Raw genomic sequence first — 24,548 nt, 5'->3', positions numbered from 1 at the left:
TGCATTATGCAAGAAGACGAGTACGCATTTTTTCAAGCTTGTTAAGCGCAGAATCATCTATCACTTGATCGCCTGCACGAATAACCACACCTGCAATCAAAGCAGGATTAACTTCTACAGAAACATTAACTGCTGCCTTGAAGCGTTTTTCTAACGCATGTGCAAGCAATTGTTCCTGAACAGAAGTTAACGGAAACGCCGATTCAATCACGACATCAACCGTATTGTTATTCTGTGATTTAAGCTGTTCATATTCTGCTGCAATTTCAGGTAACAACATTAAACGATCGTTATCTGCAAGAAGTGTCAAAAAGTTAGACACTGCTTGAGATTGATCTTCACCTAAAACTTTAGCAAAAAGCTTCACTTGCTCCGCAGGAGTAAGTTCAGGGCGATTTAAATAAGCGGAAAATGCTTCGTCTTGCACCGCAGCACTGAGCACTTGTAACGCATTCGACCAATTGTCTGTTGCACCTTGCTCAGAAGCATAAGCAAATGCTGCTTTGGCATACGGACGTGCCAACGTCAAGAGTTCAGCCATAATTCGCCTCGCTTAAAGTTTAGCAGCCAGCTGAGACAGCATGGCGTTATGAGCTTCTGCATCAACTTGTTGGTTCAGGATCTTTTCTGCACCAGTCACTGCCAAGGCAGCTACTTGTTGACGTAATTCTTCGCGAGCAGAATTGATCTCTTGATCAACAACTTCTTTAGCTTGTTGACGAATACGCTCACCTTCAGCCGCAGCTTGAGTACGAGCTTCTTCGATCAATTGCGCTGCACGACGGTTCGCTTGTTCGATCAATTGAGCCGCTTGTGCTTTAGCTGCATCAAGTTCTTGCTTCACTTGCGCTTGTGCATCGGCAAGGTCAGCTTTCGCTTTTTCTGCTGCATTTAAGCCATCAGCGATTTTACGCTGACGCTCACTAATCGCATTGATTAGTGGTGGCCAAACAAACTTCATGCAGAATGCGACAAAAAACGCAAACGCAATCGCTTGACCAATCAATGTGAGGTTGATATTCATTGCAATTCCTCAAATAGTGGATTTAGGAATTAAGCTGATTAACCTACAAATGGATTAGCGAAGATGAAGAACAAGCCAATACCAACACCGATCATAGGCACAGCATCAAGAAGACCCGCGATTAAGAACATACGAGTTTGAAGTTGTGGAGCTAATTCTGGTTGACGAGCTACAGCTTCTAAAAAGCGACCACCCAAAAGACCAAAACCAATCGCAGTACCCAAAGCACCGAAAGCGATCAAGATAGCAGATGCAATTGCAACTAGACCTAAAGTGAGTTCCATGAAAAATTCCTCAGAGGTTAGGTTATTACCAAATTAAATTAAAAAAATTCAGCCCAACCATCATTTGATAGTTAGGCAATACCATTAATGTTTTTCGCTTGCCATGCTCAAGTAAACGATGGTAAGCATCATAAAGATGAATGCCTGCAACGTGATTACAAGAATGTGGAAGATCGCCCAAGGCACAGATAACGCCCATTGAATCCAGAACGGCAATAATGCGATCAGGATAAAGATTAACTCACCGGCATACATGTTACCGAATAGTCGGAGAGCCAATGAAATAGGACGAGCAAGGAATGTTACCAATTCCAAAATCAAGTTCACTGGAATAAGCAACGCTTTTGCAACTGGATTACTTGGGTTAAATGGGTTAAGTGCCAACTCGCCTACGAAACCGCCAACACCCTTCTCGCGGATGCTGTAGAACAAGATAAGAACAAATACAGATAAAGACATACCAAGGGTAATGTTTGGATCTGTAGATGGAACGATCTTGAAGTAAACGTGGTGAGGGTCCATACCAAATACGTTAGCACCAAAAAATGCAGCAACTTGAGGAATCCAGTCAACTGGAATCAAGTCCATTAGGTTCATGAGGAAAATCCACACGAAAATAGTGAGTGCAAGTGGAGCGATTAAACGTGATTTGCCATGAAAAGTATCACGGACACTTGAGTCAACAAACTCAATGATCATTTCAATTGCAGATTGGAATTTTGTTGGAACACCAGCTTTCGCAGTTTTCGCAACCATCCAAAATAACAAACAGAAAATCACACCAAGGCCAATTGACCAACCCATTGAATCCAAGTGAATTGCAGTGAACCCCATCGAATGAGCTTCTTCAGCAGTCTCAGCCAATTTCCATGTACCATCTGGCATTTTGCCATAGGTCATATTGGTCAAGTGATGCTTGATATACTCTGTCGAAGTGAGGGCATGTTCTTCAGCAGCCATAAATCACACCTGGTCAATGTCAATTACTAAAAAGAAGGGAAACGAACATCGGCGTACTGTCGATATCTCGCCACCCTCCAAAAAATCTTCAATTCTTCTTGTTTCTATACTCGTTTTTGTAGACGTGAAACCCAAAAAGGAGCAACCCACGACATCATTTGAACGAGGATAAAACCAAACAGCAATGCTAACGGTGATAAAGGTTTAACATTGCTCAAAATCAAAATAAATCCAACGATCATGATTGCAAATTTGCCTAACATGCCCCTATACATGTTAGACAGCACTTGTTTTGATGCTCTCGCACCTGCTGTTCTGAAGGATTGCCACGCAAAATAACTGGTAGCAAGCCAGCAGACCAATGCACCAAGTGCCGCACTTAATGCTGCTGTCATGTCTTTTATGCTCCACGCCACAAGTGCGGAAACAGGGATCATGCATGCTTGTAAGAAGACCAAAGCTTTTGCTAATCGTCGGTCAATCAAGCGACTAGTTTGGCTCATTATTTATCCACTCACAGCATAAATGCTTGACAAGTTTAGCTGATGATCGCTTTTAATCGCAGGCATTATAGAGTTACACCCCTGAACATGCAATCTTTTCCCGACTTTAGTCGGGGTTTTTCGTGACAGGTGGTGCTGACGCTACAGTCAGCCTTTGTTTACTTTTTATCTTACTTTTGCGTATTTAATACACATTTATCAGTTTTTATAGCCAGTTTCTTCCATGCTGTTACAAAATCGTCCTCATTATTCATACTTTCATCAACGGGTTGGAAGGTAATACTGCCCAGTTTCTGATATTGACCTTTTGTTGTGAAACTTTCTGCAAGTAAACACATCTGAGGTTTTGGTCGATTATCATTAAGATACTTAATTTGAGCCGCTGTAGGCGCAACATGCGGGTCATCCGTTAAAGCACCTGCAAACTTTAAATTAAGCGAGCGTTCCAAATACTGATAAGCATCATGATAAGACCAATATGGTTTTCCATTACTTGAGCTATCGTAAGCTTGAGCTGCCTGCAACATATTCCGAGCAAATGCATTAGCATTATTCCAATATTTCGCTTTACTTTCAGGATGCTGCTGCGAACGCAAAGCCGCAATAAAAAAACCAATCCGCACTGCATTGTTTGGTTCTAACCAGACATGCGTATCTACAGTATTTGGTAAAGCAGCGCCACGCGTATTACGCTGCGGCAAAACAGAAAGAATACCACTGTCTAATAAAGAAATTGCTTTCTTATTGTTACTCAGCAATTTGTTTAGTGGAGCTTCATGGGCTTTTCCTAACCAGATCACTAAAGAAGCATCATTAATAGCTTTACGATGCGCCGGGGTGAGTTGTACGTCATGCCCACTTTGACCTTGAAGCAACAACTGAGGCTCTTCAACGCCTTTGGTAATTTCTTTTGCAATCAAATAGATTGGGTGTGTAGAGACAACCAAACCCTGACTCCAACCTAACGTACTCATTAAAGAGAACATACTGAAAACAAAAACGCGGAACATGACAGACCATCAATTAGTAATAGCTCGAAGCATGTTATAATATAACAAAGTTACAAAAATACCTAAGATTAATCGAATGAAGCATCGCTTCATGCTAATATTCCATTAAAAATTTGAGGTTATGTCTATGAGTTCTTGCACGCATGAACATCATGATTCTTTACATGGTGTACATGATCACCATAATGTCGCAAGTCGTTTAGCTGAAGCAGAAACTTTATGTTCTGCAGTTGGCGCACGTCTTACGCCTTTACGTAAAGAAGTTCTTGAACTCATTTTAAATGCTTCAGGCCCAATGGGTGCGTACGACTTATTAGCACGTATTAAAAGTCAAACCGATCGCCCTGCCGCTCCACCTACTGTTTATAGAACTTTAGACTTCTTATTAGAAAAAGGTCTAATTCATCGCTTAACATCTATTAATGCTTATATTCCATGCTGTCATCCACGTGAAGGACATCAAGCTGCATTCTTAATTTGCACCGAATGTCACACTGTTAAAGAAGCATCTTCACAAGGTCTGACTCAACAACTCGACCAACTTGCAGCTTTAGATGATTTCACAGCACAACACAGCATTATTGAAATTTCGGGGAAATGCCAGCAGTGCCGCACAGCTCGCTAGATCCTGTATTGATTCAACTGGAACAGGTTTCTGTTCACCGTGATGATCGGGATATATTAAAAAAAGTCGATTTTGATCTGCATCAAAATGAAATTGTGACATTAATTGGTCCAAATGGTGCGGGTAAGTCGACTTTAATTAAAGTTCTACTTGGAATTTTAAAACCAAGTAGCGGACGTGTCATAAGCGATAAAAAACTAAAAATGGCTTATGTCCCTCAAAAGTTTAATCCCTCTCATAGTCTTCCTTTACGTGTTCAAGATCTATTAGATCTTGAAAAATGTAGCCCTGCCCTTCGCCAAGAAATTATTCAAGATACTGGTATTGCCAAGCTACAACAATCGAAAGTACAGCAGCTTTCTGGTGGAGAGCGCCAACGTGTGCTGCTCGCACGCGCTTTACTTAGAAAGCCAGATATTCTCGTTCTTGATGAACCGATGCAAGGTCTAGATATTCAATCTGAAGCTGAGCTTTATGTGTATGTGCGTAGTCTGCCAGAGCGTTATGGTTGTGCCATTTTAATTGTTTCCCACGATTTACAGTGGGTGATGCAAGGCACGCATAGAGTTGTTTGTTTAAATAAACATATATGTTGTAGTGGGCTGCCTGAGAATATTCAACAGCATCCTGAGTATCAGGCAATATTTGGTACCCAGCGAGTTTTTTATCAACACCATCATGACCACTGTGCGCATGGTGATGCAGCACACCCTTGTCCTCACAATAGTCGACCTCACATTCACCCGGAACCGGAAGTTTAAGCCATGATGGAATGGTTACAATTATTGTTGCCCGCATGGATTATGGGAACCTTATTGGTCTTTTTGACCGCACCACTTGGTTGTCTCATGTTATGGAGACGTATGTCTTTTTTTGCAGACACCATGGCACACGGAACCTTACTTGGGGTAGCAATTGCTGGTGCTTTAAGCCTTCCCCTATGGCTTGGCGTGGCAGGTACGGCCATTTTATTAGTCGCTATTTTATGGGCACTGCATGACAATCGTTTGCCAAACGATGCTCTACTAGCTTTATGCTCCGCAACATTACTATGTAGTGGTCTTCTATTTATTCAACATGTTCCAAGTTTAAGACCAGAGCTTTTAAGTTATTTATTCGGTGATTTACTCAGTATCGACTGGCACGATTTACCTATTTTCACATTAATTATTGCCGTATCACTGGCAATTCTTTATCGCTTTTGGCAACCTCAAATCCAAATTGCCATTGATCCAGACATTGCGATTAGTGAAGGGGTAAATGCGAAATGGCAGCGTCTCATTTTTATGTTACTGCTAGCCTTATTTACAGTATTAGCTTTACGAGCAGTAGGTTCACTTTTAATGGGTGCTTTACTGGTTATTCCAGCATTGAGCGCTCGACTACTCGCTCATTCACCAAAGCAAATGGTTGTTTGGGCTTTTGTTTTAGCTCAACTTGGTGTCAGTGTTGGCCTATGGTCAAGCGCAGCGCTAAATATCTCGACCGGCCTCAGTATTGTTTTATGTATGGCTTTAACTTTCGCTGTTATTTTTATAACTCAAAAGCTAAAAAATCAAACACAGGCGGCCTAAATCAGGTCGCTTGATGAACTGTGCTGAGTAATAACGCCGCACAACTAAACATGACAGCAAAACCACGGTTCAAATATTTTTGCTGTTTAGGCGAACGAAGTAATCTTAAAACTTTTGAAGCCAGCCCTGTATATCCAGCCATTACAATCAAATCAATCGTAACCATAGTGGCTGCCATAATCAGATATTGTATCCATTGGGGTTTGCTTAAATCTAAGAACTGAGGCAAAACTGCCAATAAAAAAACAATCGCTTTAGGGTTACTGATATTGACCACAAATCCATTTAATAGCAGAGCAGAAATAGTCTTATTCTTTTTTTCATGTTGAATTTCGATGTCTTTTACTGGTGCAGTCCACTGCAAATAAGCTAAATACAATAAATAGGCCACACCAAACCACTTAACGGCTTGAAAAGCCAATGGGGTCGTTGCGAATAGAACACCCACACCCGCCGCTACAATCATGATTTGAATTAACAATGCAATTTGCAAACCGATTGCATTCCAGTAGCCATGTCTAAAGCCATAATTTAAGCCGCTCGACATAGAAGCAATAGCCCCTGCTCCCGGAGAAATACTAATGACCCAACAGGCCAACATATAAGCAAACCAAACTTGCAAAGACATAGCGAAAATAGGCAATAAAAGTGGAATTATACCGTTTTATAAAACTATCGTGGTGATAATTCAAACAATAAAATCAATAAATAGACTACTAACGGCTCTTCGCATCAGGCACAATAATTGAAGCTCATACTAAATTATAATTGAGGAGATACCTTCCAATGACTGCTCAATCTGTCATTTTGCCATTACCATCTGATCATGCCCGTTTTATTGTTCTTCGTTTAAAAGATTTAACAATTGCTGAATTAAAAGAACAACTCGAAGCTTTATTCGAAACACGTGACCGTCTCATTACTCAGCATTCAGACGCGCAAATCAAAACAGCAGTCGCTTTTGGTCCTGAATTATGGAAACAACTTTATACGCAAACACCTGCTGGCTTTAAACAACTTGAACCTGAAAATGGTGCCTTCCAAATGCCTGTAGTACCAGCTGATGTGCTTATTCACATTGCTAGTATGCGTTCTGATATTTGTTTTGCATTAAGCCAAGCTTTTTTTGAAGGTATTAAAGATAAAGTTGAAGTTCTGGATGAACGTGTTTGCTTCCGTTATTTCGATGGTCGCGATATGACTGGTTTTATAGATGGTACTGAAAACCCTCAATTTCCAGATGACCGCGCGGAAACAGCCCTACTCCCAGAAAGTGCTGGAGTATTTGCAGATGGTAGTTTCATATTTGCACAGCGCTATGCACATGACTTGGAAAAATGGAAAAAACTTAAAGTCGATGCACAAGAAAATGTGATGGGACGTACCAAACTTGAATCTATTGAATTAGATGATGACGTTAAACCACAGAATGCCCATGTTGCTCGTACTGTCGTTGAAGATGATGAAGGCGAAGAAATGGAAATCTTACGCCACAGCTTACCTTATGGTGATGGCAAAGGTGATCAAGGCTTATTTTTTATTGCTTACACTAAAGACCTAAGCATTATTGATGCTATGTTAAAGCGTATGTTTGGTACAAGCGGCGATGGCATTCATGACCGCCTACTGCATTTCGTGACACCACTAGACGGCGCATATTACTTTGCACCAAGTGAAGAATTGTTAGAAGAAATTCTAGAAGACTAAAAATAAAAAGAGGAGCATAAAGCTCCTCTTTTTAACTTGTAATTCTTAGAAAGGGATACGTTTATATTTGCGGTATTCAGGTTTCCAGAATGATTGATCAATTTTTTGCTTAAGCAAATCATCACTAATCGTTACAGCCACACCATCTGCCATTGCAGCTTTCGCGACTTCAAATGCAATAACTCTAGACACTTGTTGAATTTCACCCAACGGCGGTAACAAATCAGCTTGTGGATCTTTAAGCAATGGAGAACAATTTGCTAAAGCACTACTTGATGCCATAAGCATGTTTTCTGTAACGCGTTTAGCACCTGACGCCACTACACCTAAACCAATACCAGGGAAGATGTATGAGTTGTTGCACTGTGAAATATTGTAAAGTTTGCCATGATGATTTACAGGTGCAAACGGGCTACCCGTTGCAATTAATGCTTTACCTTCAGTCCATTCCACAATATCAGCCGGTACAGCTTCAACACGTGAAGTCGGGTTAGATAATGGCATCACAATTGGTCGCTCACAATTAGCAGCCATAGTCTTAATAATTTCTTCGGTGAATAGCCCCGGTTGACCAGAAACACCGATTAACACTGTAGGTTTGGCATTCTTAACAACATCAAGCAGTGAAATCACTTCTTCAATATTGCCCCACTGATCTACTACTTCAGCTTTTTGAGCTAACTTACGTTGGAAGTCTAATAGGTTTGGCTGATTTTCAGTGATCAAACCGAAGCGGTCTACCATGTAAACACGAGCTCGTGCTTCAGTATCGGTTAAACCTTCTGCAATCATTTGTGCAACGATTTGCTCTGCAATACCACAGCCAGCCGAACCTGCACCTAAGAAAGCAATTGTTTGGTCTTTTAACTGTTTACCTGCTGCACGGCTTGCAGCAATCAAACTACCAACAGATACCGCTGCTGTTCCTTGAATATCATCATTAAAACAACAAATTTTATCTCGATACTTTTCTAAAAGTGGCATCGCATTTTTTTGTGCGAAATCTTCAAATTGAATGAGTGCTTTTGGCCAACGACGTTTTACAGCTTCAATCACCATATCTACAAAGTCATAGTACTCGTCACCACTAATACGTGGTTGACGCCATCCCATGTAGATCGGGTCATTTAATAATTGAGGGTTATTCGTTCCTACATCGATTGTGATTGGCAATGTGTAAGCAGGACTAATACCACCACATGCGGTGTAAAGCGAAAGTTTCCCAATTGGAATACCCATACCGCCAATGCCTTGGTCACCAAGGCCTAAAATACGTTCACCATCTGTAATCACGATGACTTTGACATTATTTTTATTAACGTTTTGCAAAATATCATCAATAACATCGCGATCTGGATATGAAATGAAAACACCACGATGACGGCGATAGATATCAGAAAAACGTTGACATGCCTCGCCCACAGTTGGTGTGTAAATAATTGGCATCATCTCTTCAAGATGATTCTCAATTAAATGGTAGAACAACGTTTCGTTGGTATCTTGGATATTACGTAGATAGATGTGCTTATTAATATCATCATTGAAAGCACAATATTGCTGATAAGAGCGTTGGCTTTGCTCTTCAATAGTCTCAATAATATGTGGAAGTAACCCGTGTAAGTTAAAGTTACTTCTTTCTTCTTGAGTGAAAGCGGACCCTTTATTTAAAAGGGGTAACTCTAAAAGTGTATAGCCTGCATAAGGGATATAAAGTGGGTGTTTACTTGGGTGTCCTGATATCATTGCCTATCTCATTTTCCAGCTTAGAACTCCGAAAAGTACAGTTTCAGCACTCTCTAAAGCTCGTTGTATGCGTAAGCTTAAGACTATTTAATACAAAATAGGTATTTTAAACCGTGATATTGAAATTGAATACTATTTAGAAAAAACATATAACAAAATTAATATTAAAAATCAATTACTTACATTTTTCATCTTTTTTAAAATTATTCTTTCTCAACTGTATATCTGACTTAGAATCTTATATTTTTTCCCTTCCTTACATTTTTATAAAAAATACCAAGTGTTTTACTATCTTATAATTTCAAAAATATTACCTAAAAAGCCTGTATTTACGTATTTTTAAAATTTAATCACAGTCATTTTTCAATATTTACAAAAAAAATAGTTGTAGGGAACGAAAAGAAAGAAATTCAGTGAAAGCGTTAAATGCACTCCCCCAACTCATAGGAAATTTGCTATATTTGACGTTTTTCTGCGACATCTATTTTCGATTGATATGAATACGGCAATACAAGCAGCTCTCGACCATGCAGTGCAAACCCTTCAGCAAGAAGGTGTGCTTCCTTCGGATTGGAATAATTCAAGCAATTTAACGCGCACCAAAGACCGAAGCCATGGCGACTTTGCTTCTAATATTGCCATGATCGGCTCTAAAGCTGCTGGTATGAAACCACGCGATTTAGCTGAGAAAATTCTCGCAGCACTACCAGAAGTTGCAGACATCAGCAAAGCTGAAATCGCAGGTCCTGGTTTTATCAATTTCTTCTTAAATGCAGACCAACGTTTTGCGATTCTTGACCAAATTCAAGCTCAAAAAGAAGACTTTGGCCGCAGCCAATCAAATGCAGCTAAAAAGATTCAAGTTGAATTCGTTTCTGCAAACCCGACGTCTAGCCTACACGTAGGCCATGGTCGTGGTGCTGCCTATGGTATGACCGTTGCAAACTTACTTGAAGCAACAGGTGCTAAAGTTGATCGCGAATATTATGTAAATGATGCTGGCCGTCAAATGGATATTTTGGCGACTTCCACTTATTTACGTTATTTAGAATTATTGGGTCAAAATCTTGTATTCCCAAAAAATGCTTATCAAGGCGACTACGTTAAAGAGATTGCTCAAAGCATTATCGACAAAGATAACAATGCATATGTTCGTGATGTAGCAGACGTCTATAAAGATGTGCCAGAAGACGTGCAATATGCAGATGAGCTCGATAGCGAAGGCAACAAAGTCGTATTATCTGGCGACAAAGAAAAGCACATTGATGGTCTTATTGCCAACTCACAACAATTATTAGGTGAAGGCTACCGTGTTTTCCATCAAGCAGCTCTTCATGCCATTTTAGATGACATTAAAGATGATCTTGCTGACTTCGGCGTAACCTTCAACCAATGGTTTAGCGAAGCGTCTCTTAGCGCAAAAATTGACGAAGCGTTGGAAACACTGGATCAACGTGGTTTCCTTTATGAAAAAGATGGCAACATCTGGTTTAAATCGACTGAATTTGGCGATGAAAAAGACCGTGTTGTTAAGCGCCGTAATGGTCAAACGACTTACTTTGCATCTGACATTGCTTACCACTTAAACAAACTACAACGTGGTTATACTGACCTTGTTGATATTTGGGGTTCTGACCACCACGGTTATATCTCTCGCGTAAAAGCTGCGATTGATGCAATGGGTTATGACTCGAAAAAATTAACTGTTCTTTTAGTTCAGTTTGTAAGTTTATGGCGTGGTGGCGAGATGGTTCAAATGTCATCTCGTTCGGGCCAGTTCGTGACTTTACGCGACTTACGCAAAGAAGTTGGCAATGATGCGGCTCGTTTCTACTACGTGATGCGTAAGAGCGAACAACACATTGATTTTGACCTTGACCTTGCTGTATCACAAAGCAAAGACAATGCGGTGTATTATATTCAATACGCTCATGCACGTATTTGCCGTATGTTAGAAAAAGCAGCAAGCACTGGCTTACAATTTGAAGTAAGTGCAGCTCGTTCACATGCTGCACGTTTATCACTTGATGCAGAAACTGAAATTCTTGCTAAACTGGCTGCATATCCAGATGTTGTGTTACGTGCTGCTAATGCGTATGAACCGCACCAAGTAGGTAACTACTTAAAAGAATTAGCTGCGCTATTCCACGGTTGGTACAATGAGCATAAAGTTTTAAGTGATGATGCTGAACTTACACAAGCACGCTTATTACTTTCAATCAACGTACAACAAGTATTGCGCAATGGCTTAGAATTACTCGGTGTTTCTGCACCTGAAGCCATGTAATTTACTATTGGGGTATTTGGCAAAGTCATATACCCCTTCGTGTTGTAAGAAATAACGCTTTGTAAGGAAATCCACCCATGCAAAGCGATGTTTTAAAGTAAACGAGAACTAAACTCGAAATAAAACAATCAAAAGACAGAGGAATAATCCACGTGTTTGGCAAAACGCAACGCGGTGTATCTGAAAGACCTAATAAGCCTAAAAAGCCTTTAATTCCTAAATGGTTAGGGACACTTGTCGCTATTTTAGCGGTCTTATGTATCGCAGTAGTGCTCATGCTTTGGAAACCGTGGCAGCCAGTTTCTTCAAAAAATCAGATTACTTCTGATCACTACAAAGAAGAAGAAACCAATAAAGATTACCGTTTTTACGATTTATTGCCTCAACAGCAAGTTACCCCTATTCCAGAACAGGCAGTTCCAGAGAGCAAAAACCAAGGTACCGCTATGATTGTAGAGGCACCTAGCACAGCTCAACCTGCGGCATCAGAAGCTGTTGCTAGTACTGATGATAATACGGACTCTACAGCTGCTGCACCTCAACAACCAAATTACATTTTACAAGTCCGTAGCTATGCCGATCCGGATCAAGCAGATGCTCGACGCGCAGAAATCATTTTAAATGGCTTATCGGCTGATGTAATTAGAAGCTCTGAAAATGGTAAGACGTGGTACCGTGTTATTTCTGGTCCATACGATACCCAAGAAGCTGCTCTTGCTGCTCAGCAAACATTACAGCATAGCGGCATTGACTCTATCGTAATTAAACGCAAATAAAGATTAAGTAATAAAAAAAGGAACAAATATTTGTTCCTTTTCTTTTAAATATCAGCACAATTTCTTTCGTTTGACCCCAAACCTTTCTGTCTTGCTTTCTGAAACGCTGGTCTTTGCTGAATCCGATGTAAAAATGCTTGAATATGCGGATATTTACCTTGAAGACGTGACTGTAGAGCCTCTAATGGAAAACTCATCTGAATATCGGCAAATGAAAAATCCCCTGCAAAATATTCATGTTCAGACAAGTAGTTTTCTAAAAAACTAATATGATCTTTCATACGCGGGCGAACAAAATTAGCTTTAACCCCTTCCGTAATTTTCTTTGCTACAGGTTGAATTAACCAAGGTACATGTTTGTTCACGTTATTCATGACCAAAGTCATCACTAATAATGGCATAAGTGAACCTTCAGCATAGTGCATCCAGTAAATATACTGCTGTAAATCCTGAGCTTGCTTAGGTTTAAATTGCTGTTTTTGATCATAGCGCTGCTGCAAATACTCTAAAATGACAGCGGATTCTGCAATGACTTGCTCATCATCTGTCAAAATCGGCGCCTTACCGAGCGGATGGATACATTTCAGCGTTTCCGGTGCTGAGTAGTTGGGTAAGCGTTGATAATAATGAATATCATAATCTAAGCCTAACTCTTCTAAAGCCCATAAAATCCGAAACGATCGCGAACATTCCAGGTGGTGTACACTAATCATGTTATTGCCTACTTTTATTTTTCTTTTTTACATAAAAAACAGCATGTGAACATGCTGTTTATTCCATTTGTGGGATGGATATAAAGTCATCCACCTCAACAAAATAGCATTTTTATGCTGTAACAAGCACAGTATGAATGTCTAAACTACGTAACAAAGTTTTAGTTACTGGCGTTTTACTACATACCGTTAAAATTTTCTGTTGAAGCTCTTCGTTTGGCAACTCTTTAAAAACAATACGACGCTCGATATGTTCTTCATGCTCACGATTGGTATGAAAATCAATTTCAACCGAGAACTCACCAAAATCATATTCTTTATGCTTTGCATACATTCTTAATGTAATGAGTGTGCAAGCTGCCAGACTTCCAGTCAGCAAATCATAGGGTGCGGGCCCCTGATCATGACCTTCTAACTTTTCCGGTTCATCACAAAAATATTGATGACGGCCACTGGTAATTTCACCTTTCCACTGTTCGGCAAGAGGTTTTGCCTTACTACTCGCGATTACTACTGTCATTTTGATGCTCTCATTTGATCTGGAAGAACTGGGGCCTCTAAACGTGCACCAACATAATCTGGAATTTCACTAAAACGTACATCATGATTAATCCACTGTTCACGTGCTTCTTTTAAATCATCCATAGTACGTGCAACAAAGTTCCACCATAGCAAAATTGGAGTTTCAAACGGTTCACCACCAATTAACAGCACACGGTTACCTTTTTTGATTTCAATCTCAATTTCACTCAATCCAGTATCCAATACAACCATATTGTCAGCAGTGAGTTCATGACCATTCACATGAGCAACGCCATCTAATGCCATGAAACCATATTCAAACTCAGGATTTAATGGAATACGTGTTTTAGTATCTTGAGTAGCAATAAGGTCCACACCTACTAACGGTGTATGCACCACAACTGGAGAAGTCGTTGCCAAGTATTCACCCACGAGCACGGTAAACTCTAAACCGTCTTTTTCAACAACAGGCAACTCAGGATAATGTTCAAATTTCGGATCCATGTTGCGCTTAGCATCTGGCAAGGCAATCCAGAGCTGTGCAGCGTGCATTTGGGTTTCTGTATTAGGTGCAACTTCGGTATGAGAAATACCATGCCCCGCTGTCATTAAGTTCACCTGTTTAGGGCGAATTAACTGCTTTGAACCTAAACTATCGGTATGCATCATGGTACCTTCAATCATCCACGTGAAGGTTTGCAAACCAATATGCGGGTGTGGGCCTACATCTAAACCATTACCTGCAGGAAACGTTACTGGGCCTGCATGGTCTAGAAAACACCATGCTCCAATCATACGCTTTTGACGGCTAGGTAAAGCCCGCTTAATTACTGTCCCCTGTCCAATTTCAGCAGAGCGAATTGGAAATTCCTGAATAAATTGATTGGCAAATTTCTCGCAATCCTTTGAATCAGAAATATCGTAATCATTATTATTGCTCATGATATTACTCTCTTTTACCTATGCTTTTGCAATGAGTCGTTATACTGATCTTAACAATACACTCATTATTCAATATAGTCTTTTAGTAATACACAGGGTGCTATCAATGAGACAATCGACTTTTTATTTATAGAAAATGATTAAAGGTATATAAGATAACTTTTTAAGAAGATTGAGTTTTAACAAGTTGTTTTAAGTTTTTCATAAATTGTCCAAATTGTGGCAAGAACTCTTCAAATAGTGGATGGTCCCGATTTTCCAACATGACTTCACTAAATAACTTTAGACCAACAGCAAAAGATTTTGTGGTTTGATCATCGAAAAATTCTGCACTCTTTAACTTTTCAACAATCTCAAAAATATCGTCATGATTACCAGTATAGAACTCAAGTCTTTCCGTATAGGTAGAAACTTCGCCTTTGGCATTTTTCAAATGCTGTACTGTTACGTGATATTGATGTTGTTTCATATATAAATTCTCTATTAAAAATTAATGATTTTGGATAATTTCAACCTGCTTCAAGTCAACTTGAAATTGAGTAAATACCGATTGCAAACAGGCTAAAAATTGTTCTTGTTTGGCTTCTGTCAGTTCTGCACAATGAATTTGTAGGAGTTGATTATTGGCTAAGCCTGATAAGTTAAATTTAGCTTCGCCACGCTGAAATTGAGTATTTGAGATTAGACCGGCTCCTACTAAATCACTGACCACTCGATAAACTGTTGCCAAACTTAACTTCTGTTTTTGGATATATAGCTTTTGATAAATTTGTTTAACCGTTAGATCTTCCGCTTGCTGCTGAATTAAAGACAAAACAGTAAGTCTTGGATGAGTAACTTTTAGACCTGCTTCTTTGATTTTTTGCTGTAGCTCTAACATGTTGTATCTCAACTTATAGGCGCCCGATTGCAACTGCAGCCTGATCAATTTTTTCAGCAATTTGATAGATCTGCTCTTGCTGCAAATCAGTTGTATTTAATTTCAAACGTAAAGCCGTCTTTAAGTTTTCCATGGCGCGGTGAATTTCGATTAATTGATCATTACTGTGAATTTCACGTCTCAAACGCAATTTCTCTAACAGCCCACTTAGTTTGTCCTGTTGTTCAGTTAAGTAAGCTTTCCCAAATTCTGTAATTTGATATTGTTTACGCTCTATATCTAGTAAGTTAATTAGGTTCATTTCTTCCAGACTGGTTAAAGTCGGATAGATTGTTCCCGCACTTGGTGTATAGCCATCACCGACCAAATCACTGATTTCTTTTATAATTTCATAACCATGCTTAGGGCTTTGCTGAATAAGGTGAAGTACCAGAAGTTTCATACGTCCCGCTTCAAAAAGTCTCCCACGACGCCCCGAACGGTGATGTTCTCGATAATGCTCATTGTGTTCAGCATGATGATGTTCTGATTGTTGTTTCATCTTTGAAGATTCTCTAATATGTTTAATTTATGTATATTAAGATATATCTTAATATATCTTTTATCAAGTATAAGTAATAGCATACGAACTAGTGTATTGATATTTATTAGGATTAATTTTTAGCTTTAAAAGTTAAGCAATAAAAAAGAGTGCTTAAGCATCTTACTAGCTCGTTTTCTGAGAAGAAGTTTAAGCTGACGAAAGAAAATAATATTTAGGATGAATTTCTTATAAAATGTAATATGTTAATTTTTCTTTTTAATCATAAATAATATGCACTTGTGTTATTTAAGCGATTTAACATTAGCAGATGTCTCTAATTTAGTTAGACTTTATACAAATGATACGACTAGAAAGTATTTAGGTGGACCCCTGGAAGTATCTCTAGCTCAAACGCGAGCACATACTGATATTAATACTCCAAGTAAATTACCTATTTGGGCAATTCGATCTTCTACTGATCATAATTTTCTAGGAATTATATCTCTGGATACTCATCATGACGGCTCAGATATCGAAGTATCGTATGAATTGCTGCCAGAATATATGGGATATGGATATGCAACTCAAGCACTTGAATTTGTTTTAAATTATTCATTTAATGAGTTAAATCTTAAGAAAGTAATAGCTGAAACTCAAACACAGAACAAAGCATCAATCAAATTACTAGAACGTGTTGGAATGATTTTTGAGAAATCAGTAGAACGTTTTGGTTCAAATCAAAGTATTTTTTTTATTACTAGTCACCAGTATATCGATAAACATAAATAATGCTTTTATCAATAGACATAAAAAAGGCAGGATTAAATCCTGCCTTTTCATTTAATTATTCCCACTCAATCGTTGCTGGTGGTTTAGATGACACGTCGTATACCACACGTGATACATCTTTAATTTCATTCATAATACGGGTTGAGATTTTATCAACCAATTCATATGGTAAATGTGCAAAACGAGCTGTCATAAAGTCAACCGTTTCAACTGCACGAAGTGCGATTACCCATGCATAACGACGGCCATCACCTACTACACCAACTGACTTAACAGGTTGGAATACGGCAAATGCTTGAGCTGTTTTGTCATACCAACCGCTGTCACGAAGCTCTTGCATAAAGATGTCATCAGCAAGACGAAGAATATCTGCATATTCTTTTTTAACTTCACCCAAAATACGAACACCTAAACCAGGGCCCGGGAATGGATGACGGTAGATCATGCTGTGCGGCAAACCAAGTGTAGTACCTAATTTACGTACTTCGTCTTTAAACAAGTCACGTAAAGGTTCAACCAATTCAAATGCTAAATCTTCTGGCAAACCACCTACGTTGTGGTGAGATTTAATAACGTGTGCTTTACCTTGTTTGCTTGCAGCAGATTCGATTACGTCTGGGTAAATCGTACCTTGTGCCAAGAATTTCACGCCATCAAGTTTACGTGCTTCTTCAGCAAATACTTCAATAAACTCACGACCAATAATCTTACGTTTTTTCTCTGGATCAACTTCACCAGCCAATGCAGTTAAGAAACGTTGTTCAGCATCTGCACGAATAACACGGATACCCATGTTTTCAGCAAACATTTGCATCACTTGGTCACCTTCGTTTAAGCGAAGTAAACCGTTATCAACAAATACACATGTTAACTGGTCGCCAATTGCTTTGTGTAAAAGCGCAGCAACAACAGATGAATCAACACCACCTGAAAGGCCTAAAAGAACTTTTTCATTACCGATTTGTTCACGTAATTGTTCTACACGTAAATCGATGATGTGTTCAGGTGTCCAAAGACCACCACATCCACAAATTTTATGAACGAAGTTTGCAAGTAACTCTTCACCTTTTGCCGTGTGTGTTACTTCTGGGTGGAATTGCACGCCATAGAAACGACGCGTTTCATCACTTACAGCAGCAACTGGACAGCTTGGTGTGCTTGCAGTAATCGTAAAACCTTCTGGAATCTTGCTCACTTTGTCGCCGTGGCTCATCCAAACATGGAGTTGGTTTTCGCGGTCTTGTAAGTTGCCAATCAGTTGGTCACGTTTAACGATATCAACTTCGGCATAACCAAACTCATGTACAGTACCCGGCTCAACTTTACCGCCTAACTGTTCAGACATGGTTTGTAAACCATAGCAAATACCCAATACTGGAACGCCTAACTCAAACACCACTTGCGGTGCTCGTGGGCTGCCCTCTTCATGCACACTCTCAGGTCCACCTGATAAAATGATACCGTTTGGCTTAAAAGCACGAATGTCTTCTTCAGACATATCAAAGGCATACATTTCAGAGTAAACACCAGCTTCACGTACACGACGTGCAATGAGCTGACTATATTGAGAGCCGAAATCCAGGATCAGGATACGATCTTCAGTAATTTGAGTATTGGTAGTCATGACAAACCACTAAATGGCAAAAGAATTAAGCGCGCCATTTTAACATTTTTCACGCTTCGGCGCACCGCAAATCATCATATATCTTATTTTTTTCATATCAGAATCATTTCTATATTGGGATTGATCAATATAAATTAAAATTTATTGATATTTATCAACATACTGTATACCCCTTAAAAACTTCATACACATTGATAAATTCATCACATTCTATGCAACATCGTTGTGAATTTGATGTTAAGATGACCCGATAAAACAGGCATTACCATGGAAAGGTAAATACCATTAGCGATATTTGTCTGTCCTTAAACAGTTATCCGTTTTTATGGCTTGTTGCCCCATATCAAAATCAATAGAAATCTAAGGAACAACAATGCTTCAAAGTATGATTGCAGATTTCCAGCAACATTTTTGGTTGTATGTCTCTATTCCTTTCATGAGTGGTTTAATTGGCTATGTCACAAAAGTGATTGCCATTCAAATGATGTTCTCACCACTTGAATTTAAAGGTATTAAACCGTTTTTTGGCTGGCAAGGTATCGTACCTCGTAAAGCTGAAAAAATGGCAACCATTGCTGTTGAACTCATGACAGCCAAGCTGATTAAGCCCGAAGAAATTTTTGCTCGTCTTGACCCAAAGCGTATTGCCAAAGAAATTGAAAAACCATTAATGGCAGCAGCAGAAGATATTACGCGTGAAGTGGCGCAAGAGTATCAACCCGGTTTATGGGAAGGTATGCCTGAGTTTGCCCGTCAAAGACTGATCCGTAGAGTGCAATCAAAAGCACCGGAAATAGTCGAGCACATCATGAGTGAGGTGCAACGTGACGTAAATCGATATTTTGATATTAAGCATTTGGTGATTAGCAACTTGCTTAAAGACAAACGTCTACTCAACAATATTTTTAAACGTGTAGGTAAACAAGAATTCAAATTTTTCAGTAATGTTGGCTTTGTATTCGGTTTTGGTATTGGTGTAATCCAAATGTTGTGCTGGATTATCACACAAGGCAAATATCCTTGGATGCTGCCGATGTTTGGCGGATTTGTAGGATTCTTTAGTGACTGGATTGCGCTACAAATGATGTTTAGACCTCTCTATCCGAAAAAGATATTGGGTTATACATGGCAAGGTCTATTTATTAAACGTCAAAATGAAGTAGCAGCTGACTATGCAGCCTTAATTTCCAAACAGCTTTTGACTTCACGTCATATGATGGAAGAGTTGTTTTCTGGTACTCACTCTGCACGTGTGATTGAGTTGGTTAACCGTCATGTTAAACAGGAAATTGACATGCAAGCAGGTGTGATTCGCCCACTTGTTGTTTATGCAATTGGTGGAGAAAAATACCAGAATATGAAAACGCAGGTTGCTGAACGTATTATGCAACAGCTGCCAGAGACCATGAAATATGTTGAGTCGTATGCAGAAGATGCGATGAACATTCGCAGTACTTTAATTGAACGCATGCAAAAATTAACACCATCCGAATTTGAAGGCATGTTACGTCCTGCGTTCAAAGAAGATGAGTGGGCACTCATTGCAGTAGGCGCAGTACTTGGTTTTGTTGTTGGGGAATTACAAATCCAGTTTATGCTCTAATTTTTAAATATAAAAAAACCGGATGAATTGATCATCCGGTTTTTATTTTGTCTTGAATATTATTTTTCAATTGCATGGTCCAGGCTAATACGTCCAGCACCGTGAAGCATCAAGAAGAATAAACCACCTGCCATTGCAAAGTTTTTCATAAAGTGGATGCCATTGTTATATTGCGCTGCTGCATCAGCACCACCTTGGTGGAACAAGAACGCAGTCAAGATACTAAAGATTCCAAGACCAAAAGCTGCAAAACGTGCTTGGAAACCAAATAACAATGCTAAACCACCACCGAACTCAACCAAAATGACTAATGGTAGAATTCCACCTGGAACACCCATCGCTTCCATATAACCTACAGTTGCTGCATAACCAGTAATTTTCCCCCAGCCAGCAACAAGGAAGATATACGCAATAAGTACACGAGCAACAAGGCTAATAAAACTATCCGCGCCTGGTTGCGTTACGATATTTTTGACCACCACATTTGGATTAAACATACAGCCACCTTTATTTAAATGCTTATTTGTTGATGAACTTATTCTAGGTTTGGGACATTGATAATTAAATATACAAAATCCATATATATCGTTGCACAAATAGAATGATCAATTTGTATATTTTTGATGTTTTATACTGACTTTCGATAGGCTCACTGCTACGATTTGAGCACGGTTTACCACTTAGTTATCTCATGGAACTTCTTGATTTTATTCTACACGTTGACCAGCATCTGGCCGAATTTATTACAAATTACGGGACCTGGATTTATGGCATTTTATTTTTAATTATTTTTGTCGAAACTGGTCTAGTGGTTATGCCGTTCTTGCCAGGCGATAGTTTATTATTTGCAGCAGGTGCTTTAGCCGCGTCTACAGGTAAGATGGATCCATGGTTGTTGGGTACTCTACTCTTCCTTGCAGCTGTTCTAGGCGACACAGTGAACTATCATATTGGACGTTTTATCGGTCCACGTGTGTTTGAAATGAATTCCCGTCTCATTAACAAACAGCATTTAACGAAAACTCAAGAATTCTTTGCCCGCCATGGTGGCAAAACAATTATTTTTGCTCGATTCATTCCATTTGCCCGTACCTTCGCCCCTTTTGTTGCTGGCGCCGGTAGTATGAATTATAAGTTTTTCCTAACATATAACTTAATTGGAGCATTCTGCTGGGTGGCTTCTTTTGTAACTTTGGGCTATTTATTTGGAAATATGCCAGTTGTAAAAGACAACTTTACCCATCTTATTTTCGGCATCATTATTATTAGTGTTCTACCGGGTATTATCGGATTTATCCGCGAGAAGTTAAAAAACCGTAAGGCTAACGTTTAAGACTGCATTTAGAAGAAACGAAATACCACGGGAAGCATACATAAAATGAGTAACATGGCCGATCCTTTATATAAATGATCGGCTTTTATTTTTTGCATTGAACCCGTCAATAAAGCACGTCCAAAAATCATCCAAAAGCTCGCCGCAGGAATAAGCGTCAAAGTAAAAGCGGCAAAAACCATAAGAAAATTTTCAGGTGAATTCCATGTTTCGGCTGGAAAAATACCAGCTGCAAACAGTAAGGACTTAGGATTTTTTAAAGTAGAGAAGAATAGCTGACGTGGACGAATATTACGGTGATTCTGGCTAAACTGCTGTAAATGCGTAGTTTTCCATAAACGAAATGCCATCCAGAACACATATAACACACTCGTAATATGCAAAATGAGCAGTAGCGCAGGCCAAACTGGGGCCGCTAAATGAATAAACACAGCCCAAAAGCTAATCCCATAAGCATAACCCAACCATTGCATTGGAATAAGCCAGAATGTTTTAGATAAACCTTGTGAGTGAGCAGCGGTTGCAAGTAGTGCATTTGTCGGACCCGGGATAAGCAACACAGCCAACATTGCTAATACAAAAAACCAGCTTTCAATCATAAAGTTTCCACATTGGTAAAGATGCGGCCACCTTAAACGAAATAGGCAAAATATAGCAAGTTTAGAGAGTATTTTGACTAGAAAAAACACAGCTAATTTAGAGTTTTATTTTTAAAAAGTGATTGATTTATATTTATTTTATTATGAAACATTTTGCTAAACTTTAATCATCACAATATGCTTTGACTAGCATATTGTGATGCAAAATTGGTGATTAATTCGCCTTTTTACGAACAATAATTGGGCAATTTTTAAACTGAGCAGCCTGAACAATCGCTTCTTGTTGTCCCATTACACGTGAAAGTTCGGTATTCTTGGTTGAAGAAGATTGCCCCATGTTGACAGAGATGGATGGACCAAAACCCCAACCGCCGCGTCCCCAGCCACCACCAAGTCCAACGCCAACACCCATACCTGTACTTTTTGGAGTCTGTACACCATTGTCGATATATTGTTGAATGCGGTTATATTCACTTTGTAGTTGTTGGCAACTCAAAGATTGATACTGCGTCGGAGACACATAAGTCGGTTTTACCGTCGTGGCACAAGCGCCCAATAGTAAAGTGGCTGCTGCCAAAGGCACAATATATAAGCCTTTCATCATTTTTCTCTTATCTTTTTGGTTCAATTTCGCTGAACAATGCCTCATACGACTGAGTCAATTTATGTTCTGGCGCCAAGTGAGCCAAAGGTAAATTTTTCTGATGTGATTCTTTCATTAAAATCGAAGGCGGTAACATGCTATTAAGCACAGGTAAGCCTTCATCTTTTAACTGTTGAACCACTTCCCGCGGTAATTTTGCTTGGGATTGAAACTGATTCACCACAATTCCTTCAATTTCCAAGCGATCATTATGATCATCTTGCGTTTCGAGAACATTTTCAATCAATGTTTGTAACGCACGCTTTGAAAACACATCACAGTCGAAAGGAATCAGAACTTTATCTGCTGCAATTAAGGCAGACAACGTGAAAAAGTTAAAGGCCGGCGGTGTATCGATATAAATACGGTCATAGCGCCCAATTAAGCTTTGAATAGAATCACGCAACTTATAAATTTTATGCTTGCTTTCAAGCGCGTGCTCAAGTGCGCCAAGCGTAGGGCTTGCTGGAAGTACATCTAATTTATCAAAGGATGTCGAGTGCACAAAACTGTCGAGATCTTTGTTACGAGGAGCTTTTAAAATTGAGCCTAGTGCATTACCAATTAAGCCTTTTTGTTGATTATTCCCCAACACATCTTCAAAGAAGTTTTCAATATTTGGTTCTAAAACGGCTTTATCAGCAGCGTATGTTGCTTCTTCGCCTAAAAGGTATTGGCTAGAGTTGGCTTGAGGATCAAGATCGATAACCAAGGTCCTGAAGCCATGTTTGGCACTAATCGCAGCCAAATTTACAGTAATACTTGATTTCCCTACACCGCCTTTTTGGTTAAACACCACACGAGTTAGCATGCTTCCCTCTACATATTTTTTTATTGTATGCAGTTTAACCTAGAGCTTAAGCAAAAAGGCAAAGAATGTAGAACAATTAAGCAAAAACTGGTTTCACGATCACCAAAATAATAATGGCAATAAATGCGACTGCACTAATAGCTAAACCTGCACGGCGCTGGGCAAGTAAAATAGTGTCATCCTTTTTAAAGGCTTTCATTAGTGATGATAACAGCACTAAAAATAAGATAATTTTCGCGTAAAACCATGGCTGGACCTGAAAGTTCTTCATTACCAGTAAAATTGCACCCGTAATAAAAACCACAGTAAATGACAAATGTTGCAAAGCAACTAATACTTTACGCCCTGCTGGGTTAGGTTGTTGACCTTGTACCCCAATGAACAGTGTAGAAGCGCGTAAAACAAACACCATAAGTGCGGCAGCCACCGCAGTCATATGAATAATTTTAGTGATTAAATGTGCGTCCATAAATCAGCCCTTAGCTTTTAGGTGCATGTGCACATTCTGGGCTCGCTGGCACTTGTCCTTGCCACTCACTTGGCAAATAGGCATGGATTGCTAAAGCATGGATTTGTCCCGGATTCATTAAATCAGAAGCCAAGGCATAAACTTTTTGATGACGTTGAACCAAACGCAACCCGTTAAACTCTTCACTTACCACAATCACTTTAAAATGTGATTCTTTACCTGGGAAATAACCACCGTGGCCGGCAGACTCATTAATAACTTCCAAATGGCTAGGTGCAAGGGTTTGTAACCGTTCAATCAACTGTTGTTCAAGGCTCATAGCTTTTCCTTTTACGATTATTCGTATATTTGGACCTAGTATACCCTGTCTACGCACAAACAAAAGTTGCTCTTGTATGCTTTGACTTCAAACAAAATGTCTATTTATTCGGCAACTTATCGATAAAAATAGCTCTAAATGCTCATTTCTGTTTTTATTTTATGCAATCAGCATAATTATTTGCATAAAGTTGTTGACCCTTGTTTTGCTTAATGTATTATAAGCGGCACGCGGGAATAGCTCAGTTGGTAGAGCATAACCTTGCCAAGGTTGGGGTCGCGAGTT

At 39.3% G+C, this 24,548-nt stretch carries 30 protein-coding genes; 9 read left to right on the top strand and 21 right to left on the bottom strand.

Annotation, left to right across the window (positions count from 1 at the left end; genetic code table 11):
- Positions 1-4: 4 nt before the first annotated feature.
- The 6 genes from RMA95_RS10495 to RMA95_RS10470 all read right to left on the bottom strand — a co-directional run bounded on the left by RMA95_RS10495 (position 5) and on the right by RMA95_RS10470 (position 3,781).
- A complete protein-coding gene (locus RMA95_RS10495; RefSeq protein WP_311070385.1) occupies positions 5-541 on the bottom strand; it encodes a F0F1 ATP synthase subunit delta in 537 nt (178 codons plus the stop codon).
- 12 nt (positions 542-553) lie between these two features.
- Positions 554-1,024 carry a F0F1 ATP synthase subunit B gene (locus RMA95_RS10490; RefSeq protein WP_002054137.1) on the bottom strand — a complete coding sequence of 157 codons (471 nt, stop codon included), beginning with the start codon at positions 1,022-1,024 and terminating at the stop codon, positions 554-556.
- Between the two features lie 38 nt (positions 1,025-1,062).
- The gene (gene atpE, locus RMA95_RS10485; protein WP_000424060.1) at positions 1,063-1,308 is read right to left on the bottom strand and encodes a F0F1 ATP synthase subunit C; all 246 of its coding nucleotides are present in this window, start codon (positions 1,306-1,308) and stop codon (positions 1,063-1,065) included.
- A gap of 84 nt (positions 1,309-1,392) precedes the next feature.
- Positions 1,393-2,268: a F0F1 ATP synthase subunit A gene (atpB, locus tag RMA95_RS10480; protein WP_311070381.1), complete on the bottom strand. Its 876-nt coding sequence runs from the start codon at positions 2,266-2,268 to the stop codon at positions 1,393-1,395.
- Between the two features lie 104 nt (positions 2,269-2,372).
- On the bottom strand, positions 2,373-2,771 hold the full coding sequence (locus tag RMA95_RS10475; protein ID WP_004705940.1) for an ATP synthase subunit I: 399 nt from the start codon (positions 2,769-2,771) through the stop codon (positions 2,373-2,375).
- Positions 2,772-2,941: 170 nt separating this feature from the next.
- The gene (locus RMA95_RS10470; RefSeq protein WP_019457996.1) at positions 2,942-3,781 is read right to left on the bottom strand and encodes a metal ABC transporter solute-binding protein, Zn/Mn family; all 840 of its coding nucleotides are present in this window, start codon (positions 3,779-3,781) and stop codon (positions 2,942-2,944) included.
- A gap of 127 nt (positions 3,782-3,908) precedes the next feature.
- Here RMA95_RS10470 and RMA95_RS10465 point away from each other — a divergent pair, with 127 nt between their 5' ends.
- From RMA95_RS10465 to znuB, 3 genes are read left to right on the top strand one after another with little or no spacing between them, the layout of a single operon-like run.
- Positions 3,909-4,406 carry a transcriptional repressor gene (locus RMA95_RS10465; protein ID WP_002054239.1) on the top strand — a complete coding sequence of 166 codons (498 nt, stop codon included), beginning with the start codon at positions 3,909-3,911 and terminating at the stop codon, positions 4,404-4,406.
- Positions 4,379-5,167: a zinc ABC transporter ATP-binding protein ZnuC gene (gene znuC / locus RMA95_RS10460; RefSeq protein WP_311070377.1), complete on the top strand. Its 789-nt coding sequence runs from the start codon at positions 4,379-4,381 to the stop codon at positions 5,165-5,167. Before RMA95_RS10465 ends, znuC begins: the two co-directional genes overlap by 28 nt.
- A gap of 3 nt (positions 5,168-5,170) precedes the next feature.
- On the top strand, positions 5,171-5,980 hold the full coding sequence (gene znuB, locus RMA95_RS10455; protein ID WP_311070374.1) for a zinc ABC transporter permease subunit ZnuB: 810 nt from the start codon (positions 5,171-5,173) through the stop codon (positions 5,978-5,980).
- A gap of 1 nt (position 5,981) precedes the next feature.
- Here the strand turns inward: znuB and RMA95_RS10450 are convergent, their stop codons facing one another.
- Positions 5,982-6,608 (bottom strand): LysE family transporter, encoded by a 627-nt coding sequence (locus RMA95_RS10450; RefSeq protein ID WP_005135900.1) that lies wholly within the window; start codon positions 6,606-6,608, stop codon positions 5,982-5,984.
- Positions 6,609-6,766: 158 nt separating this feature from the next.
- On the opposite strand from RMA95_RS10450, the gene RMA95_RS10445 reads away from it, so the two are divergent.
- The gene (locus RMA95_RS10445; protein WP_311070372.1) at positions 6,767-7,687 is read left to right on the top strand and encodes a Dyp-type peroxidase; all 921 of its coding nucleotides are present in this window, start codon (positions 6,767-6,769) and stop codon (positions 7,685-7,687) included.
- Positions 7,688-7,732: 45 nt separating this feature from the next.
- On the opposite strand, the gene RMA95_RS10440 is transcribed toward RMA95_RS10445, so the two are convergent.
- Complete coding sequence (locus tag RMA95_RS10440; protein WP_311070370.1) at positions 7,733-9,430, bottom strand: NAD-dependent malic enzyme; 1,698 nt, start codon at positions 9,428-9,430, stop codon at positions 7,733-7,735.
- Between the two features lie 496 nt (positions 9,431-9,926).
- Here RMA95_RS10440 and argS point away from each other — a divergent pair, with 496 nt between their 5' ends.
- Both argS and RMA95_RS10430 read left to right on the top strand, forming a co-directional pair.
- Positions 9,927-11,717, top strand: a complete 1,791-nt coding sequence (gene argS, locus RMA95_RS10435; RefSeq protein WP_031982553.1) for an arginine--tRNA ligase — start codon at positions 9,927-9,929, stop codon at positions 11,715-11,717.
- Between the two features lie 152 nt (positions 11,718-11,869).
- A complete protein-coding gene (locus tag RMA95_RS10430; protein WP_006582308.1) occupies positions 11,870-12,493 on the top strand; it encodes an SPOR domain-containing protein in 624 nt (207 codons plus the stop codon).
- A gap of 44 nt (positions 12,494-12,537) precedes the next feature.
- Here RMA95_RS10430 and RMA95_RS10425 read toward each other — a convergent pair whose 3' ends face one another.
- The 6 genes from RMA95_RS10425 to RMA95_RS10400 all read right to left on the bottom strand — a co-directional run bounded on the left by RMA95_RS10425 (position 12,538) and on the right by RMA95_RS10400 (position 16,091).
- On the bottom strand, positions 12,538-13,206 hold the full coding sequence (locus tag RMA95_RS10425) for a glutathione S-transferase (RefSeq protein WP_022574377.1): 669 nt from the start codon (positions 13,204-13,206) through the stop codon (positions 12,538-12,540).
- 112 nt (positions 13,207-13,318) lie between these two features.
- Positions 13,319-13,726 (bottom strand): OsmC family protein, encoded by a 408-nt coding sequence (locus tag RMA95_RS10420; RefSeq protein ID WP_022574376.1) that lies wholly within the window; start codon positions 13,724-13,726, stop codon positions 13,319-13,321.
- The gene (locus tag RMA95_RS10415; protein WP_311070368.1) at positions 13,723-14,670 is read right to left on the bottom strand and encodes a pirin family protein; all 948 of its coding nucleotides are present in this window, start codon (positions 14,668-14,670) and stop codon (positions 13,723-13,725) included. The genes RMA95_RS10420 and RMA95_RS10415 overlap by 4 nt, the downstream gene beginning before the upstream one ends.
- Before the next feature lie 163 nt (positions 14,671-14,833).
- Entirely contained in the window at positions 14,834-15,139 is a 306-nt protein-coding gene (locus RMA95_RS10410) for a DUF3861 domain-containing protein (RefSeq protein WP_311070367.1), read from the bottom strand.
- 21 nt (positions 15,140-15,160) lie between these two features.
- Complete coding sequence (locus RMA95_RS10405) at positions 15,161-15,550, bottom strand: transcriptional repressor (protein WP_311070366.1); 390 nt, start codon at positions 15,548-15,550, stop codon at positions 15,161-15,163.
- 13 nt (positions 15,551-15,563) lie between these two features.
- A complete protein-coding gene (locus RMA95_RS10400; protein ID WP_311070365.1) occupies positions 15,564-16,091 on the bottom strand; it encodes a PadR family transcriptional regulator in 528 nt (175 codons plus the stop codon).
- A 273-nt stretch (positions 16,092-16,364) separates the two neighbouring features.
- Between RMA95_RS10400 and RMA95_RS10395 the strand changes: the two genes are divergently transcribed.
- Positions 16,365-16,862: a GNAT family N-acetyltransferase gene (locus RMA95_RS10395; RefSeq protein WP_311070364.1), complete on the top strand. Its 498-nt coding sequence runs from the start codon at positions 16,365-16,367 to the stop codon at positions 16,860-16,862.
- A 55-nt stretch (positions 16,863-16,917) separates the two neighbouring features.
- Here RMA95_RS10395 and guaA read toward each other — a convergent pair whose 3' ends face one another.
- Positions 16,918-18,486: a glutamine-hydrolyzing GMP synthase gene (gene guaA, locus RMA95_RS10390; protein WP_263612691.1), complete on the bottom strand. Its 1,569-nt coding sequence runs from the start codon at positions 18,484-18,486 to the stop codon at positions 16,918-16,920.
- 385 nt (positions 18,487-18,871) lie between these two features.
- Between guaA and RMA95_RS10385 the strand changes: the two genes are divergently transcribed.
- Positions 18,872-20,089: a DUF445 domain-containing protein gene (locus RMA95_RS10385; protein WP_171057494.1), complete on the top strand. Its 1,218-nt coding sequence runs from the start codon at positions 18,872-18,874 to the stop codon at positions 20,087-20,089.
- 59 nt (positions 20,090-20,148) lie between these two features.
- On the opposite strand, the gene RMA95_RS10380 is transcribed toward RMA95_RS10385, so the two are convergent.
- Entirely contained in the window at positions 20,149-20,586 is a 438-nt protein-coding gene (locus RMA95_RS10380; RefSeq protein WP_263612690.1) for a DoxX family protein, read from the bottom strand.
- 194 nt (positions 20,587-20,780) lie between these two features.
- Here RMA95_RS10380 and RMA95_RS10375 point away from each other — a divergent pair, with 194 nt between their 5' ends.
- Positions 20,781-21,422 (top strand): DedA family protein, encoded by a 642-nt coding sequence (locus RMA95_RS10375; protein WP_016803506.1) that lies wholly within the window; start codon positions 20,781-20,783, stop codon positions 21,420-21,422.
- A gap of 8 nt (positions 21,423-21,430) precedes the next feature.
- Here the strand turns inward: RMA95_RS10375 and RMA95_RS10370 are convergent, their stop codons facing one another.
- From RMA95_RS10370 to RMA95_RS10350, 5 genes are all read right to left on the bottom strand, one after another.
- Positions 21,431-22,021: a LysE family translocator gene (locus tag RMA95_RS10370; RefSeq protein WP_004883927.1), complete on the bottom strand. Its 591-nt coding sequence runs from the start codon at positions 22,019-22,021 to the stop codon at positions 21,431-21,433.
- Between the two features lie 214 nt (positions 22,022-22,235).
- Entirely contained in the window at positions 22,236-22,622 is a 387-nt protein-coding gene (locus RMA95_RS10365) for a hypothetical protein (protein ID WP_193329928.1), read from the bottom strand.
- 10 nt (positions 22,623-22,632) lie between these two features.
- Positions 22,633-23,475, bottom strand: a complete 843-nt coding sequence (locus RMA95_RS10360; protein WP_279986181.1) for a ParA family protein — start codon at positions 23,473-23,475, stop codon at positions 22,633-22,635.
- Between the two features lie 76 nt (positions 23,476-23,551).
- Positions 23,552-23,944 (bottom strand): SirB2 family protein, encoded by a 393-nt coding sequence (locus RMA95_RS10355; protein ID WP_019457982.1) that lies wholly within the window; start codon positions 23,942-23,944, stop codon positions 23,552-23,554.
- A gap of 10 nt (positions 23,945-23,954) precedes the next feature.
- Complete coding sequence (locus tag RMA95_RS10350) at positions 23,955-24,263, bottom strand: BolA family transcriptional regulator (RefSeq protein WP_114269993.1); 309 nt, start codon at positions 24,261-24,263, stop codon at positions 23,955-23,957.
- Positions 24,264-24,548: the final 285 nt, after the last annotated feature.

The organism is Acinetobacter sp. V110_1, assembly GCF_031798975.1.
In the GTDB taxonomy this organism is placed as follows: Bacteria; Pseudomonadota; Gammaproteobacteria; order Pseudomonadales; family Moraxellaceae; genus Acinetobacter; species Acinetobacter nosocomialis_A.
Note: the sequence above shows the minus strand (reverse complement) of the source record. Positions and strands in the feature narration are given on the sequence as shown.

Bases quoted from the DNA above. Each gene is read 5' to 3' on its own strand.
- RMA95_RS10465 (WP_002054239.1), top strand. From the start codon at position 3,909: ATGAGTTCTTGCACGCATGAACATCATGATTCTTTACATGGTGTACAT.
- znuC (WP_311070377.1), top strand. From the start codon at position 4,379: ATGCCAGCAGTGCCGCACAGCTCGCTAGATCCTGTATTGATTCAACTG.
- RMA95_RS10410 (WP_311070367.1), bottom strand. From the start codon at position 15,139: ATGAAACAACATCAATATCACGTAACAGTACAGCATTTGAAAAATGCC.
- RMA95_RS10450 (WP_005135900.1), bottom strand. From the start codon at position 6,608: ATGTCTTTGCAAGTTTGGTTTGCTTATATGTTGGCCTGTTGGGTCATT.
- RMA95_RS10475 (WP_004705940.1), bottom strand. From the start codon at position 2,771: ATGAGCCAAACTAGTCGCTTGATTGACCGACGATTAGCAAAAGCTTTG.
- RMA95_RS10495 (WP_311070385.1), bottom strand. From the start codon at position 541: ATGGCTGAACTCTTGACGTTGGCACGTCCGTATGCCAAAGCAGCATTT.
- RMA95_RS10375 (WP_016803506.1), top strand. From the start codon at position 20,781: ATGGAACTTCTTGATTTTATTCTACACGTTGACCAGCATCTGGCCGAA.
- argS (WP_031982553.1), top strand. From the start codon at position 9,927: ATGAATACGGCAATACAAGCAGCTCTCGACCATGCAGTGCAAACCCTT.
- RMA95_RS10355 (WP_019457982.1), bottom strand. From the start codon at position 23,944: ATGGACGCACATTTAATCACTAAAATTATTCATATGACTGCGGTGGCT.
- RMA95_RS10365 (WP_193329928.1), bottom strand. From the start codon at position 22,622: ATGAAAGGCTTATATATTGTGCCTTTGGCAGCAGCCACTTTACTATTG.
- RMA95_RS10415 (WP_311070368.1), bottom strand. From the start codon at position 14,670: ATGAGCAATAATAATGATTACGATATTTCTGATTCAAAGGATTGCGAG.
- RMA95_RS10395 (WP_311070364.1), top strand. From the start codon at position 16,365: ATGCACTTGTGTTATTTAAGCGATTTAACATTAGCAGATGTCTCTAAT.
- atpE (WP_000424060.1), bottom strand. From the start codon at position 1,308: ATGGAACTCACTTTAGGTCTAGTTGCAATTGCATCTGCTATCTTGATC.
- RMA95_RS10420 (WP_022574376.1), bottom strand. From the start codon at position 13,726: ATGACAGTAGTAATCGCGAGTAGTAAGGCAAAACCTCTTGCCGAACAG.
- RMA95_RS10470 (WP_019457996.1), bottom strand. From the start codon at position 3,781: ATGTTCCGCGTTTTTGTTTTCAGTATGTTCTCTTTAATGAGTACGTTA.
- RMA95_RS10445 (WP_311070372.1), top strand. From the start codon at position 6,767: ATGACTGCTCAATCTGTCATTTTGCCATTACCATCTGATCATGCCCGT.
- znuB (WP_311070374.1), top strand. From the start codon at position 5,171: ATGATGGAATGGTTACAATTATTGTTGCCCGCATGGATTATGGGAACC.
- RMA95_RS10405 (WP_311070366.1), bottom strand. From the start codon at position 15,550: ATGTTAGAGCTACAGCAAAAAATCAAAGAAGCAGGTCTAAAAGTTACT.
- RMA95_RS10350 (WP_114269993.1), bottom strand. From the start codon at position 24,263: ATGAGCCTTGAACAACAGTTGATTGAACGGTTACAAACCCTTGCACCT.
- RMA95_RS10370 (WP_004883927.1), bottom strand. From the start codon at position 22,021: ATGATTGAAAGCTGGTTTTTTGTATTAGCAATGTTGGCTGTGTTGCTT.
- RMA95_RS10400 (WP_311070365.1), bottom strand. From the start codon at position 16,091: ATGAAACAACAATCAGAACATCATCATGCTGAACACAATGAGCATTAT.
- RMA95_RS10490 (WP_002054137.1), bottom strand. From the start codon at position 1,024: ATGAATATCAACCTCACATTGATTGGTCAAGCGATTGCGTTTGCGTTT.
- RMA95_RS10440 (WP_311070370.1), bottom strand. From the start codon at position 9,430: ATGATATCAGGACACCCAAGTAAACACCCACTTTATATCCCTTATGCA.
- RMA95_RS10385 (WP_171057494.1), top strand. From the start codon at position 18,872: ATGATTGCAGATTTCCAGCAACATTTTTGGTTGTATGTCTCTATTCCT.
- RMA95_RS10425 (WP_022574377.1), bottom strand. From the start codon at position 13,206: ATGATTAGTGTACACCACCTGGAATGTTCGCGATCGTTTCGGATTTTA.
- RMA95_RS10380 (WP_263612690.1), bottom strand. From the start codon at position 20,586: ATGTTTAATCCAAATGTGGTGGTCAAAAATATCGTAACGCAACCAGGC.
- RMA95_RS10360 (WP_279986181.1), bottom strand. From the start codon at position 23,475: ATGCTAACTCGTGTGGTGTTTAACCAAAAAGGCGGTGTAGGGAAATCA.
- atpB (WP_311070381.1), bottom strand. From the start codon at position 2,268: ATGGCTGCTGAAGAACATGCCCTCACTTCGACAGAGTATATCAAGCAT.
- guaA (WP_263612691.1), bottom strand. From the start codon at position 18,486: ATGACTACCAATACTCAAATTACTGAAGATCGTATCCTGATCCTGGAT.